This window comes from Palaeococcus pacificus DY20341 (assembly GCF_000725425.1).
Lineage (GTDB): Archaea > Methanobacteriota_B > Thermococci > Thermococcales > Thermococcaceae > Palaeococcus > Palaeococcus pacificus.
In genome coordinates, this window is record NZ_CP006019.1 from 1,476,453 (window position 1) to 1,494,802 (window position 18,350).

At 43.6% G+C, this 18,350-nt stretch carries 18 protein-coding genes; 10 read left to right on the top strand and 8 right to left on the bottom strand.

Annotated features, from left to right (window positions below):
- Nucleotides 1-72: 72 nt before the first annotated feature.
- From PAP_RS08025 to PAP_RS08035, 3 genes are read right to left on the bottom strand one after another with little or no spacing between them, the layout of a single operon-like run.
- Nucleotides 73-2,313 carry a glycoside hydrolase family 65 protein gene (locus PAP_RS08025; RefSeq protein ID WP_048165522.1) on the bottom strand — a complete coding sequence of 747 codons (2,241 nt, stop codon included), beginning with the start codon at nt 2,311-2,313 and terminating at the stop codon, nt 73-75.
- Nucleotides 2,310-3,026, bottom strand: a complete 717-nt coding sequence (locus PAP_RS08030; protein ID WP_048165523.1) for an HAD family hydrolase — start codon at nt 3,024-3,026, stop codon at nt 2,310-2,312. Before PAP_RS08030 ends, PAP_RS08025 begins: the two co-directional genes overlap by 4 nt.
- Before the next feature lie 15 nt (nt 3,027-3,041).
- Nucleotides 3,042-4,088: a TrmB family transcriptional regulator gene (locus PAP_RS08035; protein ID WP_048165998.1), complete on the bottom strand. Its 1,047-nt coding sequence runs from the start codon at nt 4,086-4,088 to the stop codon at nt 3,042-3,044.
- A gap of 163 nt (nt 4,089-4,251) precedes the next feature.
- On the opposite strand from PAP_RS08035, the gene PAP_RS08040 reads away from it, so the two are divergent.
- The 6 genes from PAP_RS08040 to PAP_RS08065 are packed head-to-tail and all read left to right on the top strand — an operon-like array spanning nt 4,252 to nt 10,595.
- Entirely contained in the window at nt 4,252-5,607 is a 1,356-nt protein-coding gene (locus PAP_RS08040; protein WP_048165524.1) for an ABC transporter substrate-binding protein, read from the top strand.
- A 10-nt stretch (nt 5,608-5,617) separates the two neighbouring features.
- Nucleotides 5,618-6,559, top strand: a complete 942-nt coding sequence (locus PAP_RS08045; protein WP_052649125.1) for a carbohydrate ABC transporter permease — start codon at nt 5,618-5,620, stop codon at nt 6,557-6,559.
- Nucleotides 6,556-7,404 carry a carbohydrate ABC transporter permease gene (locus PAP_RS08050; protein WP_052649127.1) on the top strand — a complete coding sequence of 283 codons (849 nt, stop codon included), beginning with the start codon at nt 6,556-6,558 and terminating at the stop codon, nt 7,402-7,404. The genes PAP_RS08045 and PAP_RS08050 overlap by 4 nt, the downstream gene beginning before the upstream one ends.
- The gene (locus tag PAP_RS08055) at nt 7,404-8,477 is read left to right on the top strand and encodes an ABC transporter ATP-binding protein (protein WP_048165525.1); all 1,074 of its coding nucleotides are present in this window, start codon (nt 7,404-7,406) and stop codon (nt 8,475-8,477) included. The genes PAP_RS08050 and PAP_RS08055 overlap by 1 nt, the downstream gene beginning before the upstream one ends.
- A 43-nt stretch (nt 8,478-8,520) precedes the next feature.
- Complete coding sequence (locus PAP_RS08060; protein WP_048165526.1) at nt 8,521-9,723, top strand: glycosyltransferase; 1,203 nt, start codon at nt 8,521-8,523, stop codon at nt 9,721-9,723.
- An 11-nt stretch (nt 9,724-9,734) separates the two neighbouring features.
- Entirely contained in the window at nt 9,735-10,595 is an 861-nt protein-coding gene (locus PAP_RS08065) for a carbohydrate kinase family protein (protein WP_048165527.1), read from the top strand.
- Here the strand turns inward: PAP_RS08065 and PAP_RS08070 are convergent.
- Complete coding sequence (locus PAP_RS08070; protein ID WP_048165528.1) at nt 10,592-12,190, bottom strand: carbamoyltransferase family protein; 1,599 nt, start codon at nt 12,188-12,190, stop codon at nt 10,592-10,594. The two genes, PAP_RS08065 and PAP_RS08070, sit on opposite strands and share 4 nt — an antisense overlap.
- Nucleotides 12,191-12,250: 60 nt before the next feature.
- On the opposite strand from PAP_RS08070, the gene PAP_RS08075 reads away from it, so the two are divergent.
- Nucleotides 12,251-13,096, top strand: coding sequence for a TatD family hydrolase (locus PAP_RS08075; RefSeq protein WP_048165529.1), 846 nt, complete (start codon nt 12,251-12,253; stop codon nt 13,094-13,096).
- A gap of 21 nt (nt 13,097-13,117) precedes the next feature.
- Here PAP_RS08075 and PAP_RS08080 read toward each other — a convergent pair whose 3' ends face one another.
- The 3 genes from PAP_RS08080 to sfsA are packed head-to-tail and all read right to left on the bottom strand — an operon-like array spanning nt 13,118 to nt 15,711.
- Nucleotides 13,118-14,089: a deoxyhypusine synthase gene (locus PAP_RS08080; protein WP_201769530.1), complete on the bottom strand. Its 972-nt coding sequence runs from the start codon at nt 14,087-14,089 to the stop codon at nt 13,118-13,120.
- Nucleotides 14,090-14,137: 48 nt separating this feature from the next.
- Entirely contained in the window at nt 14,138-15,013 is an 876-nt protein-coding gene (locus PAP_RS08085; RefSeq protein WP_048165530.1) for an MBL fold metallo-hydrolase, read from the bottom strand.
- Nucleotides 15,013-15,711, bottom strand: a complete 699-nt coding sequence (gene sfsA / locus PAP_RS08090) for a DNA/RNA nuclease SfsA (protein ID WP_048165531.1) — start codon at nt 15,709-15,711, stop codon at nt 15,013-15,015. The genes PAP_RS08085 and sfsA overlap by 1 nt, the downstream gene beginning before the upstream one ends.
- Nucleotides 15,712-15,797: 86 nt before the next feature.
- Here sfsA and PAP_RS08095 point away from each other — a divergent pair, with 86 nt between their 5' ends.
- Nucleotides 15,798-16,844, top strand: a complete 1,047-nt coding sequence (locus PAP_RS08095) for a M42 family metallopeptidase (RefSeq protein WP_048165532.1) — start codon at nt 15,798-15,800, stop codon at nt 16,842-16,844.
- Between the two features lie 5 nt (nt 16,845-16,849).
- Here PAP_RS08095 and PAP_RS08100 read toward each other — a convergent pair whose 3' ends face one another.
- Nucleotides 16,850-17,134, bottom strand: a complete 285-nt coding sequence (locus tag PAP_RS08100; protein ID WP_048165533.1) for a hypothetical protein — start codon at nt 17,132-17,134, stop codon at nt 16,850-16,852.
- A gap of 142 nt (nt 17,135-17,276) precedes the next feature.
- On the opposite strand from PAP_RS08100, the gene PAP_RS08105 reads away from it, so the two are divergent.
- Together PAP_RS08105 and pyrH are read left to right on the top strand one after the other, a co-directional pair.
- Entirely contained in the window at nt 17,277-17,594 is a 318-nt protein-coding gene (locus PAP_RS08105) for a hypothetical protein (protein ID WP_144368013.1), read from the top strand.
- 70 nt (nt 17,595-17,664) lie between these two features.
- A complete protein-coding gene (gene pyrH / locus PAP_RS08110; RefSeq protein ID WP_048165535.1) occupies nt 17,665-18,342 on the top strand; it encodes a UMP kinase in 678 nt (225 codons plus the stop codon).
- Nucleotides 18,343-18,350: the final 8 nt, after the last annotated feature.

Sequence of the window (18,350 nt, forward strand, 5' to 3'; positions counted from 1 at the left end):
TTCTAAATATTCCTATGATGCCTTTGAAACTTTATATTTTTTTAGGGAGATAAAAAGTCCAAAAATAAAATGTCAGCCTCTTAGGACTACTTCGTCCCCGGGCCCTAAAGAGCTCTCTTTACCAAAAGCACGGATTTTAACACGTCTGTCGTTGATGACTTTAGCTTTCACCTCATCGTTCTTGAGCTCCAGTTCAACCAGAGCCCCCTTAAAGAAGAACTTCATCTTCACCGATGTCCACTTTTGCGGAAGCCTTGGAGCAATCTCCACGATGTCGTCTTTTACGTCAATCCCACAGAACCCCCTAAAGAAGATTTGCCAAACTCCTCCGGCGGTTGCTAAGTGAAATCCGTCTTGAGTGTTCCCATAGATGTTGTTGAGGTCTATGAAAGCACACTTCATAAAGTAGTCATAAGCCAAATCGTCATAGCCGAGCCATGACGCTATTATGCTGTAGGTAGGCATTGAGAGAGACGATGCATGAGTTGTTCTAACGATGTAATAGTCAAAGTTCTTTCTAATTGTCTCCAAATCGAACTGCTCTTTAAGGAGGTATTGGGCCGCTATAACATCAGCTTGCTTGATTAGTCGCGTCTTTCTTAAGTTTCTCCTCACTTCCTCAGGAAGCCTCTTCTCTCCAAGACCATAAGGATCAACAGTGTAATCTGCTAGCTCAAAGTAGCCGTCGAACTCCTCAAATACTCCACCTATTTGCCTCGGGAGATATATCTTCTCCGCAATCTCAGTCCACGTCTTTACTTCCTCCTCGCTTACACCTATCCTTTGCACTGTTTCATGCCAAGTTCCCCCAAGCTTTTTAGCCTTTTCAAAGTACCTAACCGCCAAAAGGAGGTTGTATTTTGCCATTAAATTTGTAAAGAAGCTGTTGTTTATGTGCTCATGGTACTCGTCCGGGCCAATGACTTTTTCAATGACATAGCCCTTATCGCTCTCATATTCCACCCTGCTGGCCCAAAACCTTGCGGCTTCAAGGATAATCTCAAGCCCGTATTTGGACATGAACTCCTCATCTTTGGTGAACCTGTAGTAGAGCTCCACAGCATACGCCACGTCAGCTGTTATGTGGTGCTCCTCCTCGCCGGTGTAAATTCTAACAGCCTCTTTTCCCACAATATCGAGTGGAATTAGAGGAGGTGTGGCTTCATAGCCATCATCGGCTGACTCCCATGGGAACTGGGCACCCTCATAACCATTGAGTCTCGCATTCTCCCTTGCGGCATCTAGATTGTTGTAGCGATATTTTAGCATATCTCTTGCCTTTTTCGGAAAAACTGCCATAAAAAATGGTAGCGCATAGATATCGGTATCCCAAAAAACGTGTCCTCTATAACCAAACCCATGAATTCCCCTAGCAGTCAAAGAAATTTTGTCGTTTATTGGTGCGGACTGAATGAGGTGGAACAAGCTAAAGGCCAAACCCCTTTCCGCTTCCTTATCACCTTCTATCTCCACTTTAGCCAAGTTCCAGACTTCTTGCCAATAATTCTTGTGCTCCGTATAAAGCGCTTCAAAGCCGAGCTCTTTAGCATCTTGAAGCTCTCTAATGGCCTTTTCCTTGACTTCGGGGCTTTCTGATGAAACTATAGTTATATACTTGGTGAACTCGTAGCTTTTACCCTTCTCCACGTTAAGTGTCAAAATCTCGCTTATGCCCCCAGCATTTTTAAGAAAGCTCCTCTTAGCCTTGCTCTTGCTCACAAGAGAGCTTGCAATTCCAATCTTATATTTCCCATCTAATGTTCGGGTTCCAGCGTAGATATAATCCTCATGGGCTTTAAGCTCTTCAACGTCAATGTGCCTAACTGTAATGTCATCTCTATAAGATGGATTAGCGACATCTGTCTTTATTGGACTTATGATCGTTAAAATTCCATCTTCGCTAGCTTTGATCGCAAACTTAAGAAGAACTATATTTTTTCGCTTTCCGTGAACAATCCTTATGCTCTCGTACTCAATATTTGTTCCATTTTGAGTTTCTAGACATAAGGCAGTTTTTAGTGTTGCATCTTCAATGTTGAGCTCCCGCTCATACTTCAAAAGCCTTTGAGTGCTTAAGCTTAGTGGCTCTCCATTAAAAAACGCTTGAATTCCAATCACTCTCGGAGCATTGACTATCTCCCTATAAAAGTAAGGGGCATAGTCATAAACTCCTGCTATTGTCGTGCCGTAAATCGTTGGCTCTAACTCTATCTCTCCCCTAATTCCAATGTGACCATTTCCCAATGTCAACACTGTTCCATAAACAGCTTCTTCCTTGGGAGTATACTCTTTGAACTTGAAGTTGTACTTCATAGCCGAACCCCCTTTGACTCTATTAAAGACACAATTTTTTCCAAGCTAAGCTCACTAAAGTCCCTAAAGGTCAAATCGGCATCCAACTTAGCTTCTCTTACATAACCCAAAGTGATCATTCCAAGCTCCTTACCTGCTTTTACCCCAGTAGGAGCGTCTTCAACAACCAAAAAAGCCCTAAGCTCGGGGAACTTGATTTTTAACTTCTCCAAAGCCATCTCAAAAACAAGCTTTTTATTCGGGGCTAACCCACTCACATTGATATCAAAAAGTTCGTTAAGCGATATTTTCTGGCCTTTATACTCAACTTCGATTTTCTTGGCAAGTTTGGCTGCATTTTTAGATGCAGAAGCTAAAGCATGTTTAATCCCAGCTTCCTTTGCTTGTATCAGAAAAGCTATAGCATTTTCGTTAATCTCATATTCCTTGTTTTCAAACATATCGTTTACAATTTTATTCTTAAACTCAGCGAACTCATGGAGGAGTTTTTGCTTTTCCTCATCTGTTTTAGCATTAAACTTATCATAAACTCCCTTTAGCATTAATATATTATCAGCACCTTCATAACGAGGCTTTCCTGAAACATACTGAACGTAAAATTCGTGATCAAAGTCATCAACACCATAGTGCTTAGCGGCTCTTCTCCAAGCTTCTTCATGCGGAGTAAAAACTAAAACACCATCGAAATCCCAGACAATACCAATGTTTTTCATGCTTACACCTCCAAGTCATCTCTCGACTTTTTGTATTGTCACAAGTTGAGCTTCCACATCCTCTAATTCTGCATCAAAACCTCCTATTGTGAAGATACCGCTCTCATTTTCCAAAACAAAGTTGCTAACTATTCCATACCTGTTCACAGATTTTACCGCCCCATTAAGAGTTATATAATTCCCCTCTTTGATGTCCCTGCCTTCAACGCTTACTATTGGTAAATATCCCAGTCTCAAGAGGGCTTCTAATTCATCCAAAACCATTGAGAACTCGATGAATAATTTTGGATATATCTCTGGCCTGGGCTTCCAGCATAGCACTTCCTTTGCCTTAACCCAAAGATTGTTGTGGATATTTAGAAGCCTCAGCAGGAGATCTTTCTCATGGATTATGTAGCCATAAATCTCAGTACTTGAAATTGGGGCCCGGTGAACGCTGAAAAACCTCCTTTTTGAGTATATAGCGCTTGAAAGATCCGAGATTACTAACAAAAAGTTTCCGAGTTCGGAAGTCTTAATCTTTAACTGATCCCTATATTGTTCAAATTCTTCTATTGGTCCCATTCTTGGATAAACAAGCAGATAGAGATTTACTCCTCTTTGAAGAGCGCCTAGGAGATAGGGTTTAATTTCTTGAAATATTGAATATGGCATTTCAGCTCTAATCTCGACTTGGGCACTGTTGATAACTTCAAGAATTCCTGAAACAACACCTTCCAAACCTCTCACAAGTGAGATATAAGGTGCTTCCTCTTCTGAAGTGAGGCTTATTTTCTTGAGTTCCTCCTCAAGAGTTGTTTTTAAAATATCCAGCTTTATCTTTTGAACTTCTATCAGTGACCCTATATCAGTAGCAGTGTAAATTCTTGGCCTTCCTGCAGAGGCCCTTATGAATCCCTTCCTAATCAAGCTTTGGATTATATTGTAAAGTTGGGGCTGATGAATGTCCAAGTAATCGAGAAGATCTTTAACTGTGGCGCCTTTTTTAGCGAGAATAGTTAGATAGACTTCAGCTTCCCTTTTTGTGAGACCTAACTCCTGAAGTCTCTCCACTAGGGCCATTTCCAATATTATCCCTCCTATATTGTTGCACGCATCACATATTTTTTATGTATTTTAATACTATTTAAATTTATTGCATACTAATACGGAAAAGTTTATATAATATAATTATAGTATAAACTTCTGAGGACTGTAGTGTACTACATAGTGGAGGGATGTAAAAATGAGAAAAGCCCTCTTTGGAGTGTTTTTAGTTTTTGTTATGCTTTTTGCAGTTGCAGCTTCTGGCTGCATAGGTGGAGGAGAAACTACGACAACTACGGAGACACAAGTTAAGACCGAAACAAAAGTGGAAACGCAAACCCAAGTTCAAGAGAAAGTGTTTATAAGATTTGCCGGTTGGAGTGCCGGAGAAACAGAGATGAAAAACTACCAAAGGATGATATCCCAATTTGAGAGCAAGTATCCAAACATAGGCGTTAAGTATGAGGTCATAACCCAGATGTTCCACGAGAATATATTGGCATCCTTCGGTGCTGGAGTTGCCCCAGATGTCTTCTACGTCGATAGCTCATGGTCCCCAATGTTCATAGACAAAGGTGCTCTTTATCCAGTTTCAGACCTTGCAGATAAAGCATTCATCGACCAGTTCTATCCATTCCTCTTAGAGCCTTTTAAGAAGGGTGACAAACTCTATGGTCTTCCAAAGGACTGGAGTATGTTGGCACTTTTCTATAACAAGAAGCTCTTTGAGCAGGCTGGTCTTACAAAGCCACCAGAGACTTGGGAAGAGCTCGAACAATACGCAAAGATAATAGCTGAAAAGACTGGAAAGCCAGGTTTAGCAATCTATTTGGGTGGATTTAACAGGTATGTACCTGTTGCTGTCAGCAACGGCGCTTCAAAACCATGGTTCGAGAAGCCTGAGGATGCTTCTTGGTTCGACAACCCAACCGTAAAGGAAACACTAACATGGTACATCAACTTGTATAGAGTGGGCAAAGTAGAGATGGAGAAAGAAGGTAAAACCCCCTATGTTGTTCAACCAGGTGATGTAGGTGCAGGATGGCTAGGAGATGCTTTTGGACAGCAAGAGGTTGCTATGGTGATAAGCGGTAACTGGATGATTCCATTCTTATCCGACCAATTCCCGGACTTCAAGTATGGCGAAGATTGGGACATCGCTCCATTACCCGCTGGAAAAGAGGGTAGGGCTACAATGGCATATACCGTTATTCTCGGAATAAACGCTAAAACCGAGCACCCACAAGAGACATGGAAGTTTGTAGAATATCTCCTAGGTCCAGAGGGACAAAAAGAACTTGTCGTTAAAGCAGGTCAAACATTACCAAGCATAAAGGGATTTGAGAACGATCCAGACATGTGGCCACAACACAAGAAGACGCTCTCATTCATGCCAGACTACAAGGAGGTCGTAGTGTTCATATGGGGACCCAAATCAGGTCCGCTTGAAGGTAAATTCAGCGATGCAATGGCTGCAGCAATGAGGGGAGAGATGACTCCCGAAGAGGCCATCGATATTATGAAGCAAATTGTGCAAGAAGAACTAAGCGGTTGAGGTGGTTTTTATGTTTTCTAAATTTTCTTCTTTTTATGAGAAAGCTAGGAATAAGGAGATTGTAGCTGGTCTTTCGCTAATTTCTATTGCTGTTTTGCTCAACTTGGTTTTTGGATACTTTGCTATGATATTTGCATTCTATTTAAGCTTCTTTAAGTGGGACTATATTGGTGAGATGCAATTTGTTGGCTTAAAGAACTACGCTATTGTTGTTAGAGATTTAATAAGAGGTATTAACGGTGCTTCCTACCTCCTCTCTCCTTTCTATACTGGTCTGAAAAACATCTTAGTGTACACTGCAATAGTTGTTCCTGTCCAGACGTTTTTAGCAATAGTTTTAGCTTCATTTGCAAATCAAAAGATTAAGGGCCAACAGTTTTTCAAAGTCTCCTACTTTCTCCCAGCAACAACAAGCTCCGTCATAATAGCCCTCATCTTTATCTGGCTCTTCATGAAGAACGGCTTCATAAACTACGTCTTGACCACAGTAGTGCCCGGATTCCAACCAATAGACTGGATAAATGACAAAAGCTACCTGCTTTTGGCCATAGCTCTCGTTGCCATATGGGGAACAAGTGGCCACTTTATGGTGTCATTTCTAGCAGCAATGCAGGCTATACCAAAGGACATATATGAAGCTGCAATGCTGGATGGTGCAGGACCGATAAGGCGATTCTTTTTCATAACCATCCCCATGCTAAGGCCAATGATAGTTTACGTCGTTGTAATGGGCTTAATTGGTGCACTTCAAATGTTCGACTTGGCATGGGTGATGGCCGGAGCTAACGGAGGACCAGGTGGTGCAGGCTATACTGTTGCACTAGATATTTACAATGAGGCATTTACGCGCATAAACCCCGGTGTTGCAGCAGCAAAGAGCTGGTTCCTGTTCGCAATAATATTTACGACGACATATCTCTTCCAGAAAAAGTATGGAGGGGCTATGAGATGACACCAAAAGAGAAGGAGATGCTCATAAGGAAGATATGGATTTTAATAACCTATGCAGTACTTCTAACGTTTGCTTTAGTTTATTTAATGCCGTTTATACGATCATTAGTAGCTTCTTTCATGACTTGGGCTCAAGCATCACGATATCCTCCTGACTGGATTCCAAACCCCTTCACACTAGAGAACTACCAAAAGCTCTTCAGGCTCGACCTCTTCCCCAGGTGGATTAGGAACACCGCCCTATATGCAGGTATCATAATAGCAGGCAACATCCTGTTTTCAAGCATGGCAGGCTACGCTTTCGCCCGTCTGAAATTTCCGGGAAGGGACATCATATTTTCCGCCCTGCTGTCTCTATTGATGATACCAATGTTCGTGACCCTCGTCCCCAACTATATCATCATCTACAAGCTCGGCCTGATAGACAATATCTTTGGACTGGCACTCCTGGGCCTTGTGAACGTCTCAAGCATATTCCTCATGAGGCAGTACTTTATGTCGCTCTCCAACGAAATCTTTGAAGCGGCCCGCCTGGACGGGTGCGGCCCTATAAAGGCCTTTTTCTACATTGCTCTCCCACTTTCCAAGCCCGTTTTAGGGGCGGTGGCAGTTTATCAATTCCTCGGTTCGTGGAACGCATTCATCGGACCCCTCATCTTCTTAAGATCCCCCGAGAACTTCACACTACCTGTCGGACTTAGCTTTGCTTTCCAAAGGGCAATGTGGACTGAGTACACCCCAATAATTGCGGGTTCTCTTGTAGCCTCTGCCCCTACGATACTAATGTTCCTAATACTAAACAGGTACTTGATTAGGGGAATAGTCATTACAGGAGGGAAAGGCTAATGGCTAGAGTCGTGCTTAAAGATGTTACTAAAAAGTTTGGTGATGTTTTGGCAGTTAATAAGCTCAACCTTGAGATTAAGGACGGGGAATTTATGGTTCTCTTAGGCCCGAGTGGCTGTGGGAAGTCCACTACTTTAAGAATGATAGCAGGGCTGGAAAATCCAACAGCAGGCGAGATATGGATTGGAGAGCAACTGGTCAATGATTTAGACCCCACTAAGAGGAATACCGCAATGGTGTTCCAAAGTTATGCTCTCTATCCTCACATGACGGTCTTCGGCAATATCGAGTTCCCATTGAGAATGTCAGGAGTTCCTAAGCAGGAGAGAGCTAAAAAAGTTAAAGAAGTCGCGGAATTCCTCGGCATAAGTGAGCTTTTGAACAGAAAACCAAGTGAGCTCAGCGGTGGACAGCAGCAGCGTGTGGCCTTAGCGAGAGCTTTGGTGAGAGAGCCCAAAGTCTTTCTCCTAGATGAACCATTGAGCAACTTGGATGCAAAGATTAGGACCCAAATGCGCTTTGAGCTCAAGAGGCTCTTAAGCTATGAGCTCGGCATAACAACCGTTTACGTTACGCACGACCAAGTAGAGGCCATGACAATGGCAGACAGGATTGCTGTTTTGAATAAAGGCTCTCTTCAGCAGGTCGGTACTCCCGATGACATATTCTACAGACCCGCTAATACATTCGTGGCAACATTTGTAGGAAGTCCTCCGATGAATTTAATTAACGGAGACGTAATGAGAAAAGAGGGTAAGGTGCTCTTTGACAGCGGCCACTTTACATTGGAGCTCCCCACTGATGTTGAAGTGGAGGGTAAAGTAATACTCGGCTTCAGACCGCAGCATACAGAGGTGAGCATAGAGCCCAAAGAAGGCTTTGTGAAAGGGAAGCTTTTGGGAATTGAAAAGCTCGGAGTGGAAAGCTATGGACACCTACCCTACGATGACTTGGAGATTGTTATCCAGCTTCCGGAAGAGATACCCCCAAGCACAAAAGAAATATACTGGCGGCCGAGGCACGAGAGGACTTACATCTTCGACGGGAAGACCAGAAAGTTAATCTATGGTTAGCTTTTCTGTTCTATTATTTTCCACACAGCTTTGAGGTGATGCTATGAGGATAGCCATGATAACACCGCATGGAGATCCATTGGGAAAGTTGGGAGAACCCGATACCGGCGGGCAGTGTGTTTACGTTAAGGAGTTAAGCAGGCATTTGGGGAAGCTTGGGGCTGAAGTGGACATTTTTACAAGGCAAAGGGGAGGAAGAAAGGAAATAGAGCACATAAGCGAAAATGTGAGAGTGATTAGGATAGAGTGTGGACCTGAGGGGTTCATCCCTAAAGAAAAGCTGATGCCATATTTACCAGAGTTTACTGAAAAAGTCGCCGAATATGTAGAAGAGAGAGAATACCGCGTAGTTCACACTCATTACTGCGATGGCGGCTTTGTAGGGTTAAAGCTCAAAGAGCGCTTTGGGGTTAAGATGATTCACACTTCTCACTCTCTCGGAATTTTGAAAGCCAAAGCTTTGGGGGATTTTGAACCATATAAAGAAAGGATTGCCCTTGAAAAGGAGATTTATGAGAAGAGCGATGCAATAATTGCAACGACAAAGATTGAGAAAAATGACATAGCAACGCTTTATGAAATTGAAGAGAGCAAAATTCATGTAATCCCTATAGGCGTTGACACAGGTTTTTACAGACCAATGGGTGATAAGGACAACCTCAAAAAAGAGCTCAACTTGCCTGAAATTCCACTAGTCTTTGCACTGGCAAGGCTTGACCCGAGAAAAGGTCTTGACCTTCTCATAAAGAGCGTTCCCTACATCAAGGAACACTATAACGGAGACTTTTTGGTTCTACTAAGCACCGGTACTGGAGCCAAGGAAGAGGAGAAAGAGATGAACAAGCTTTTGGCTCTAATAAAAGAGCTCAATGTGGAGGATAAAGTAAGGATAATACCCGCAATTGCGCCAGTGGAGCTAGTTCCCAAGTACTACTCAGCGGCTGATGTCTTTGTGCTTCCATCTCCATATGAGCCTTTTGGAATAGTTATGCTTGAGGCGATGGCATGCAAAGCTCCAATGGTTGCGACAAAGTTTGGAGGGCCAGCAGAGGTGCTCCAAGACGGTTATGACGGCTTTTTAGTCGATCCAAAAAACTCGGAAGAGATGGGAGCTAAGATTGCAGAGCTTTTGAGAGAGGAAGATAAGAGGGAGCTCTTTGCAGAAAGGGCTTATCAAAAAGTGCTCAGCAAGTATTCATGGGACAGCGTTGCAAAAGAAGTGTTAAATCTCTTTGAGAACGTTTAAAGGGGGTTCAGATGAAGGACATACTATCCATTGGAGAGGTGCTGGTAGACTTAAAAATTATCGGCGGTAAGATGGGCCTCCACACAGGGGGTTCCGCTCTCAACCTTTCATTTTACGCTGAACAAGCGGGAGCAAAGGTGAAGTTCATTGGAGCCATTGGAAACGACTTTTTAGCAGAGCACATAGAAGAGGAGCTTAAAAGATTAAACTTCAGTCAGAGGCCTATAAGAGTGGATGCAAGCACGACTCTTGTTTTGATAAAAGCTGAGGGAGAAAAGCTGACCCCGATAATATACCGCGCCGCTGATAGGATGTTAAGTTATGAGATAATAGATGCCAATTGGGAAAGGGCTGAGATAGTCCATACCTCAGCTTTTGCGCTCTCTCTTGAGCCAGCGAGCACTGCCATACTAAGGGCTTTGGAGAGAGCAAAAGAGGAGGGTGCTTTAATCAGCGTTGACCCAAACTATAGGAGAAAAATTTGGAGAACGTGGGGGGCAGGGAAAGAGGCCCTGCTTAAGGCAATTTCCATGGCGGATATAGTAAAGCCTTCAATAGAAGATGCCCAAGAGCTTTTTGGGGTCAAAACACCGCAAGAGGCTTTAGACGCTTTTAAGCTGGCTGGAGCAAAAAACATAATCCTGAGCATGGGTGGGAGAGGAGTTATAGCACTAACTGAGGAAAACGAAATAATTAAAGTTCCAGCTAAAAATGTAAGAGTTTGTGAGCCAACCGGTGCAGGTGATTCGCTATTCGGGACAATTTTAGCAAAGTTCTCAAAGGGCTGGAGCTTAAAGGAGGCCATAGAAGAAGGCGTAAAAGTAGCAGCTAAAGTGGTGAGCAGACCCGGAACACTTGTAAAAGTAGATTAAAAGTGGATAACAAAGCTCTCTAAAACCAAAATATCGAGCTTTGCTTTTCTAAAGCTCTTCAGTGCATCTTGAGGCGAGCACACTATGGGTTCTCCATGCATGTTGAAGCTCGTGTTTAATACGATTCCAACGCCCGTGGCTTTTTCAAAGCGTTTAATGATTTCATAATACCTTAGGTTGTCTTCATTCGTCAGCGTTTGAGGCCTTGTAGTCCCATCGATGTGAACAACGGCTGGCGCTTCCTCAATCATTCTCTCCGTTGCCATATAACTCATCGTCATGAACTTGTTGGGATAGGCATCTTCAAGGTATTCATCTATGCGCTCCTCAAGCATTGAAGGAGCAAAGGGCTGGAAAACGTCCCTATTCAAAGCTACGTTTAGCTTCTTCTTAACGCCCTCATCCCGTGGGTCGGCCAAAATGGAGCGGTTGCCCAAAGCCCTTGGCCCATACTCCATAGCACCTTGGAAGTAGCCTACGAGCCTGCCCTCAACTAAGGAATCAGCAACAAAAGAAGGAACATCTCCCACTTCCTCATATTTAACGCCCTCTTCTTTCAATACTGTTTCAATTTGCTCCTCATCGTAAGATGGGCCCAAATAGACGTGTTCAAGTTTGAATGGCTTCCATTTTCCATCGAGTCTCTCAAACTGGGCCTTCACGAAGAGAGCTGCTCCCAAAGCTAAGCCACCGTCGTCCATAGCGGGAAATACCCAAATATCAGGGAAGTGGGCTCTAAGGACAGCGTTAGCTTTGACATTTTGGGCAACGCCGCCAGCATAAGCTAATGGAAGGCCATATTCAGTGAGCTTAATACCGAGTTCATCTACAAGCTCTTCAAGATGTTTTTGAGCAGAAGCCGCTATCTCGATGGCCTTTCTTTGGATTTCACCTTCAAGACTGCCTTTCTTCATCTGCAGCGCTATTTCCTTAGCCTTTGATAAGGGATAGCTAAAAAGTTCAGCAAGCTTTTTAGTTGCCTCAACCCCAATTAGGCCCAGCTTATTATCAAAGCTTAGCCCGTTGAGCTCTATTATGTTCGAGAGGTCGTAGGTCGGCTCCCCATAAGCGGCCAAGCTCATCACTTTACCTTCGTGACGCATGGGCTTGAAGCCCAAAAGCTCCGTAATGGAGGCATAGAAGTCACCTAAGGAGTCTAGATAAGTGCTCTGGGAAATCCTAATCATCTCACCATCTCTTCCAATGTAAATGGAAGAGCTCAATCCGTCACCAGCCGCGTCTATGCTTAGAGCTAACGCCTCTCTCCAGCCAGAGGTGTAGTATGCTGAGGCTGAGTGAGCTAGATGGTGCTCGACAAAGAGGATTTTTCTCTTGAATTCATTCCCAAAAATCGCTTTGAGGTTAGCTTCAAGCTCCAGAAGCCGGGAGCGCTTTCTAAATATACCAGCTACCGCTATAAGTTCAATATCCTCTGGAGTAGCTTGGGCCATCTCGAGGACTTTCTTTAAGCTGAGCTCAGGGAAGCCGCGGTACTTCTTAACCCTATTCAAACGCTCCTCGTTAACTGCATAGATTTTTTCCCCGTCGATTAGCACTGCTCCCGCATCGTGGCCGTCGTGGATTCCTATTATCATGGTCTCAAATTGAAAAGGTGAGTTTAAAAAGTTCTCCCTCAAATTTAATCCGGTGATGCTATGATAATCCTTGATAATCACTTTCATGTTGACCCCTACAAAGGGCTGTTCCTCGAGGCAGTCAAACAGTTTCACCGCGCTGGGGGAACGCATCTAAACGTTGTCTACAAAACGGCCCATGACTATGGCTTTGAAGGAATGAAAGCGGAGGACTTCATTAAAGCTATGGACTTCCACATAAAGCTTGTCGAAAAGATAAATAAAGAAACTGAAGTTAGAGCGTTCGCCGTTGTCGGCGTCCACCCAGCGGAGTTCGTGTATTTAGCCGAGAAAAAAGGCCTTGAATATGCAAAAAGCGAAGTTATGAGGGCGTTAGAGTACGCGCAAAAGCTCTGCCTCGAGAGAAAGGCGATAGCCATAGGCGAGATTGGGAGGCCGCACTATGAGGTAAGCGAAGAGGTATGGGAGGCGAGCATTGAGCTCATGAAGTATGGGATGAGCCTTGCTAAAGAAGCTGACTGCGCTGTCCAACTGCATACGGAGAGTTTCAACGAGGAAAAGTTTAGAGAGCTTGGAAAAATCGTTAAAGAAGTTGGCATAAAGCCATACCGCGTTGTGAAGCACTTCTCGCCGCCGCTCGTCAAGGTCGCCAAAGAAGTAGGGGTCTTCCCATCGATTATAGCGAGCAAAAAGAACATCGCAGAGGCAATAAAACAGGGAAACCGCTTTATGATGGAGACGGACTATATAGACGACAAGAGAAGGCCGGGAGCGGTTTTAGGGCCTAAAACCGTGCCAAAGAGGACAAAAGCCTTCCTCCAAAACGGCCTCTTTAGCGAGGAGGACGTTTACAAAATCCACATGGAGAACCCGAAAAAAGTGTATGGAGTGGAGCTGGAGGAATAATCAAAAGTAAAGAGAGTTAGATCATAACCTCTCAAAGAGCGCCGCCACCATGAAGGGCAGCAAAACAGTTACATCGCCTTCAACGGTTACATAGCGCGCATCTTCTCTAACTTTTCCCCAGGATACAGCCTCCCTCAAGCGCGCGCCGCTTAAAGATCCATCCCACTCTGGAGCGGTGGTGATGTAAACGGCGTAGTCAAGTCCCTCCTTGTAGAACTGGTTCCACCAGATTGTGTGGTGCTTGCTTATACCTCCTCCAAGCATTAAGGCACTGCTCTTGATGTTCTCGGCATCAAGGGTGGCCATTATCTCATCGAGCTTGCTCTCGTCTCTAAATACGTCAATGATAAAGTCGCTCTTGTCCTGAGCAAACATCCATATCTGGTAACCGACTGCTCCATCCGTAATACCCGGCACGAAGATTGGGATTTTGTTTTTATAAGCCCAGTAGATTAGCGAGTTTTCTTTGCCCTCCTCATTCTCCAAGCGTTTGCCAATCTCCCATATGAGCTCATAAGTAGCTAATCTCCTCTTCCCTTCATCGTAAATTTCTTGAAGAATCTTTTGAAGCTTCTCCTCCACTACCCAATAGCTGTCGTTTGGCACTAAGACGTTGCCCAACCTGTTTATGCCTTGATGCCTGAGCTCCTTATCGTCCATCAAAAAGCTCCCGTGGTAGTAAGGCTTCCACAAGCGCGCTAAGTCGTGGTCTAAAGTGCCGCAGGTTGTAATTATCGCATCAAAGAGCTTTCTCTTAACGAGCTCTACCAGAATTCCCTTTGTTCCTGTAGCCATGATGCACGCAGGAAAGCTCAAGAAGCGGAAGATTTTCTCTTCCTTCATCATCTTCTCGAGTATATCAACAGCTAAGGCGAACTTTTTAGCGGTAAAGCCCCCGCTCTCAAAGAGCTCCCTAACTATCTCGTCAGCAGTCATGCCTTTCTCAATTTTAATATCCTTAACAACCTTCTGATCATCTAAGTTAATCTTCATGAGCATCACCTCTTTATATTGTGCAAAGAGAAAGAGCTTTTAAAAGTTTTAGCTTTTTGAAAATAAAATTTCTAACTCCTTTCTTTCGTCCATAGGATGGGCATCATACCCTAAACCGCGCAAAATCTTAGCAAACTCTTTAGCATAACCATATCGCGTGTATATTTTTTCAGGCTTGACTTTTTCCACAATACGCATAAGCTCCCAGAAATCAGCATGATTGCTCAGCTTTAAGCTCCCAAAACCTGAAACAAAGAGCTCAGAAGGATGTAAACCATTTTCAGGCTTCACACTCCTAAAGCCTCTCAAAACCACTTCTCCATCTCTATCGATATTGTGGAAACTAATTCCAAACTTTTCGTAAACTTTGGCAACTTTAATAATCTCACGCGAAGCTTTAACGGTATAACCATGCACATCGAGGATTTTCAAAAGCTCCTGTGCTTTCCCCATTTGATTAGCATATAGAGTGGGCGTCTTTTTCATATCCAAAGCCTCTTCGATGAACGCGATTAACTTCTTCTCTGCTTCTCTCGGCGAGGGAAAGTTAAAGTGCGGCACTCCAAAAGTGGCTTCAATTATCAAAACATCGGCCTTTTTAAATCGGCTCTTTTCAGCGGTGCGAAGCTTAAACCATTTTACATCTCCAGTGTACAAAAGGGAAAACTCGTCAAACTCAATGTAGATTTGAGCAGAGCCGAGCATGTGCCCAGCTGGGAGTAGCTTAGCTTTGTAATCCCCAATGTAAAAGCTCTTTCCTAAGGGGTGAACCTTGTAGAAGCCGCCCTTTCGAAGATGGCTCAGATATTTAGTTGCTTTCGTTGAAACTATCATATCCCCACTAACGAAGTGGTCGGTATGAGCATGGCTCTGAAAGGCCACTTTAGCTGAAGAGTCGAGTCCTATGCCGTTTATAACAACCATTAGACCTCAACCTTTAAACTATCGTTTTCCAGCACAATCTCACCGCTCGGCAGGAGACTTATGCATATCGCCCTTATTTCAACGCCTTTGGCTTTTGCTTCTCTTAGGAGCTCAGCTATTTTAGGATCGCCTTTTTCGTATGGCTTGAACTTCTCAACCCCTGGAAGGGCACCTATAAAGAGTATCATCGCCTTCGAGCCTTTTTCTTTAAGCTCTATAAGCTCTTTAATATGCTTCTGCCCCCTAACACTAGGGCAGTCGGGATACATGGCATATTTGCCTTCTCTCAGAACGGCACTTTTCATCTCGGCCCACACTTCTCCATTAGGACCCTCAAAGAGATAATCCAAGCGAGATTTTCCCACTTTAACTTCCTTGCGCTTTATTCGACAGTCTTTAAGCCAAGAAATCATGCCTTTTTCAACAGCTTTTTCAAAAGCCCTCGCTTGAGTTCTTGTATCAATTATCGCCCCTCTTCCATTTTCTTCTGCAAAGCCTATCAAAATACAATCCGTCTTACCTCCTAGTTTTGGCATGCAGAAAGCTTTCCTCCCCGTGACCATAAACTCCTCCAAACGCCCAGTGTTGGTAATCAACGCCCTCTTAATCTCGCCGTTAATCTTGACTAAACCAACAAATCGATTAAGCCTCTCCAAAAATTCACACTCTACAATGTTAAGCTTGGCTATTATTTTCATCACTACCCTCCATTAATTCCACCTAAAGCTTTAAATATTATTCACATGACATTAAGATGAACATCTAAACGATAGAGGTGGTTGGAATGGTGGACTATGAGCTTTTGAAAAAGATTGTTGAAGCCCCGGGTGTTACTGGCTATGAGTTTATGGGAGTTAAAGATGTTGTAATTGAGGCCTTCAAGGACTATGTCGATGAAATTACCGTTGATAAGCTTGGAAACGTTATTGCACACAAGAAAGGTGACGGGCCAAAGGTAATGCTCGCAGCACACATGGACCAAATAGGTCTTATGGTAACTCACATCGAAAAGAACGGATTTTTAAGGGTTGCTCCTGTGGGAGGAATTGACCCCAGAACCTTAATCGCCCAAAGGTTTAAGGTCTGGATTGACAAGGATAAATTCATCTATGGTGTTGGAGGAAGTGTTCCACCACACATCCAAAAGCCCGAAGAGAGGACAAAAGCACCAACGTGGGATCAAGTTTTCATTGACATTGGTGCCGAGAGCAAAGAAGAAGCTGAAGAGATGGGAGTTAAGGTTGGAACGATAATCACATGGGACGGCAGGCTCGAGCGCTTGGGCAAGCACCGCCTTGTCAGCATAGCCTTTGACGACAGAATAGCTGTGTACACATTAGTTGAAGCAGCTAGGAAGCTCAAAGATGTTAACGCGGACATTTACTTTGTTGCCACAGTTCAAGAAGAAGTTGGCCTTAGGGGAGCAAAGGTTTCCGCTTTTGGAATTGAACCCGACTACGGCTTTGCAATAGACGTAACAATAGCAGCAGACGTTCCCGGAACACCAGAGCACAAGCATGTCACAAAGCTTGGAAAGGGAACCGCCATAAAGATAATGGACCGCTCAGTTATCTGCCACCCAACAGTTGTTAGGTGGATGGAGGAGATTGCCAAGAAATACGAAATTCCATACCAATGGGACATCCTCCTCGGTGGAGGAACCGATGCAGGAGCAATTCACCTCAACAAGAGCGGTGTTCCAACAGGTGCAATTAGCGTTCCATCAAGGTACATTCACTCAAATGCTGAAGTTGTAGACGAGAGGGACGTCGATGCTGGAGTTGAGCTGATGGTCAAAGTTCTGGAGCACATCCACGAGCTTACGATTTGAGCTTTTTATTCTCTTTTTTCTAAAATTTCATCAGCAATTTCTTTGTGCTGGCTGATGTTAGAAATTTGAACCTCCTTTTTGGCAGTTTTACCCAGTTTATGCCATTCATAAACAAAATAAGCTCCCCCGAGGAGGATTCCAAGCATCAGGAAAGGTGCCTTTGATGGCAATGGAAGGCCTCGATGCCACTTATAAAGGAGGTAGTTTTGATAGAAAAACAAATATCCTAACCATACCAAAAGCAGGGAGATTATGATCTCTTCAATTAGCTTTAGCTCTTTTGTTCCCATTTTAACCCCTAACTCTCTAAGCTAAATCCAATTATAAAGCTTTTTGATAGAAATGGGCACAAAGATCGGTCAAAGGATGTTTGTATTCATAAAATTTAGACCTTCACCACGTTTATATACTTCAAGGTACATATTATATTGTGTGAGGGAAATGGAACCGGCGATATTTTTTGAACTTCCCATTCCACCTGAGCCCGATAGAAGAATTGTAGAAAGAGAGAAAGACGTCGTAGAGTTCATTGCAAATTATATTTGGAATAAAGCTGAAATATACGACTTTACAGGCCCTTCAGGAGTATTTTATGGCGAATTTAAACAGATTGTAAAAAAGAACCAGAGCAAAATTAGAAGATGGCTTAGAATGGAATGTTCTTGGGAAAAGCTCATTGAACAGATTTATTATGACTTTGCTGAGTTTTTGAGATTAAAAGCAATTTCAGAGCAGCCTTATTATTCATGACTTTTTCAAAATTTCGTTTCGAGCGGAAAGATTATAAACTAATTTTTGCTTAGCTTGGAGAGGGTGCTACATGAGAGTAGTGTTCGACATAGGAGGCTCTGTTCTAGTTCCAGATAAGCCAGACATTGATTTTATTAAGAGGATTGCGTATCAGCTCACAAAAATAAGTGAAGATCATGAAGTGGCTGTTGTAGTTGGTGGAGGAAAAGTTGCAAGGGATTACATTAAAGCGGCCAAGACATTCACACCAAACGAGACGTTCAAAGACTATATTGGAATACACATCACAAGGGCAAATGCCATGCTCTTAATAGCCGCCCTGGGTGAGAAAGCATATCCATTCGTTGTACAGGACTTTAGAAAAGCCTGGGAGGTCATGCAGGTTAAGAAAGTCCCCATAATGGGAGGAACCCATCCAGGACATACAACGGATGCAGTAGCGGCGCTCTTAGCAGAGTACCTGCAAGCTGACCTTTTGGTGGTCGTTACAAACGTGGATGGGGTTTACGACAGTGACCCAAAGAAAAACCCTGATGCAAAGAAGCTTGAGAAGATAAGCACGAAAGAACTCGTGGAAATAGCCATGCAGAGCGAGAGCAAAGCTGGTGGAAGCGGTGTAGTCGATGCTCTAGCAGCAAAGTTTATAGAAAGAGGAAAGATTAAAGTTTACATAATCGGAAAGGATGATGCCCTTAACCTCTTTGAGGTCGTTAAAGGAAAGCACAGCGGAACGGTAGTTGAACCTTAATCTTTCTC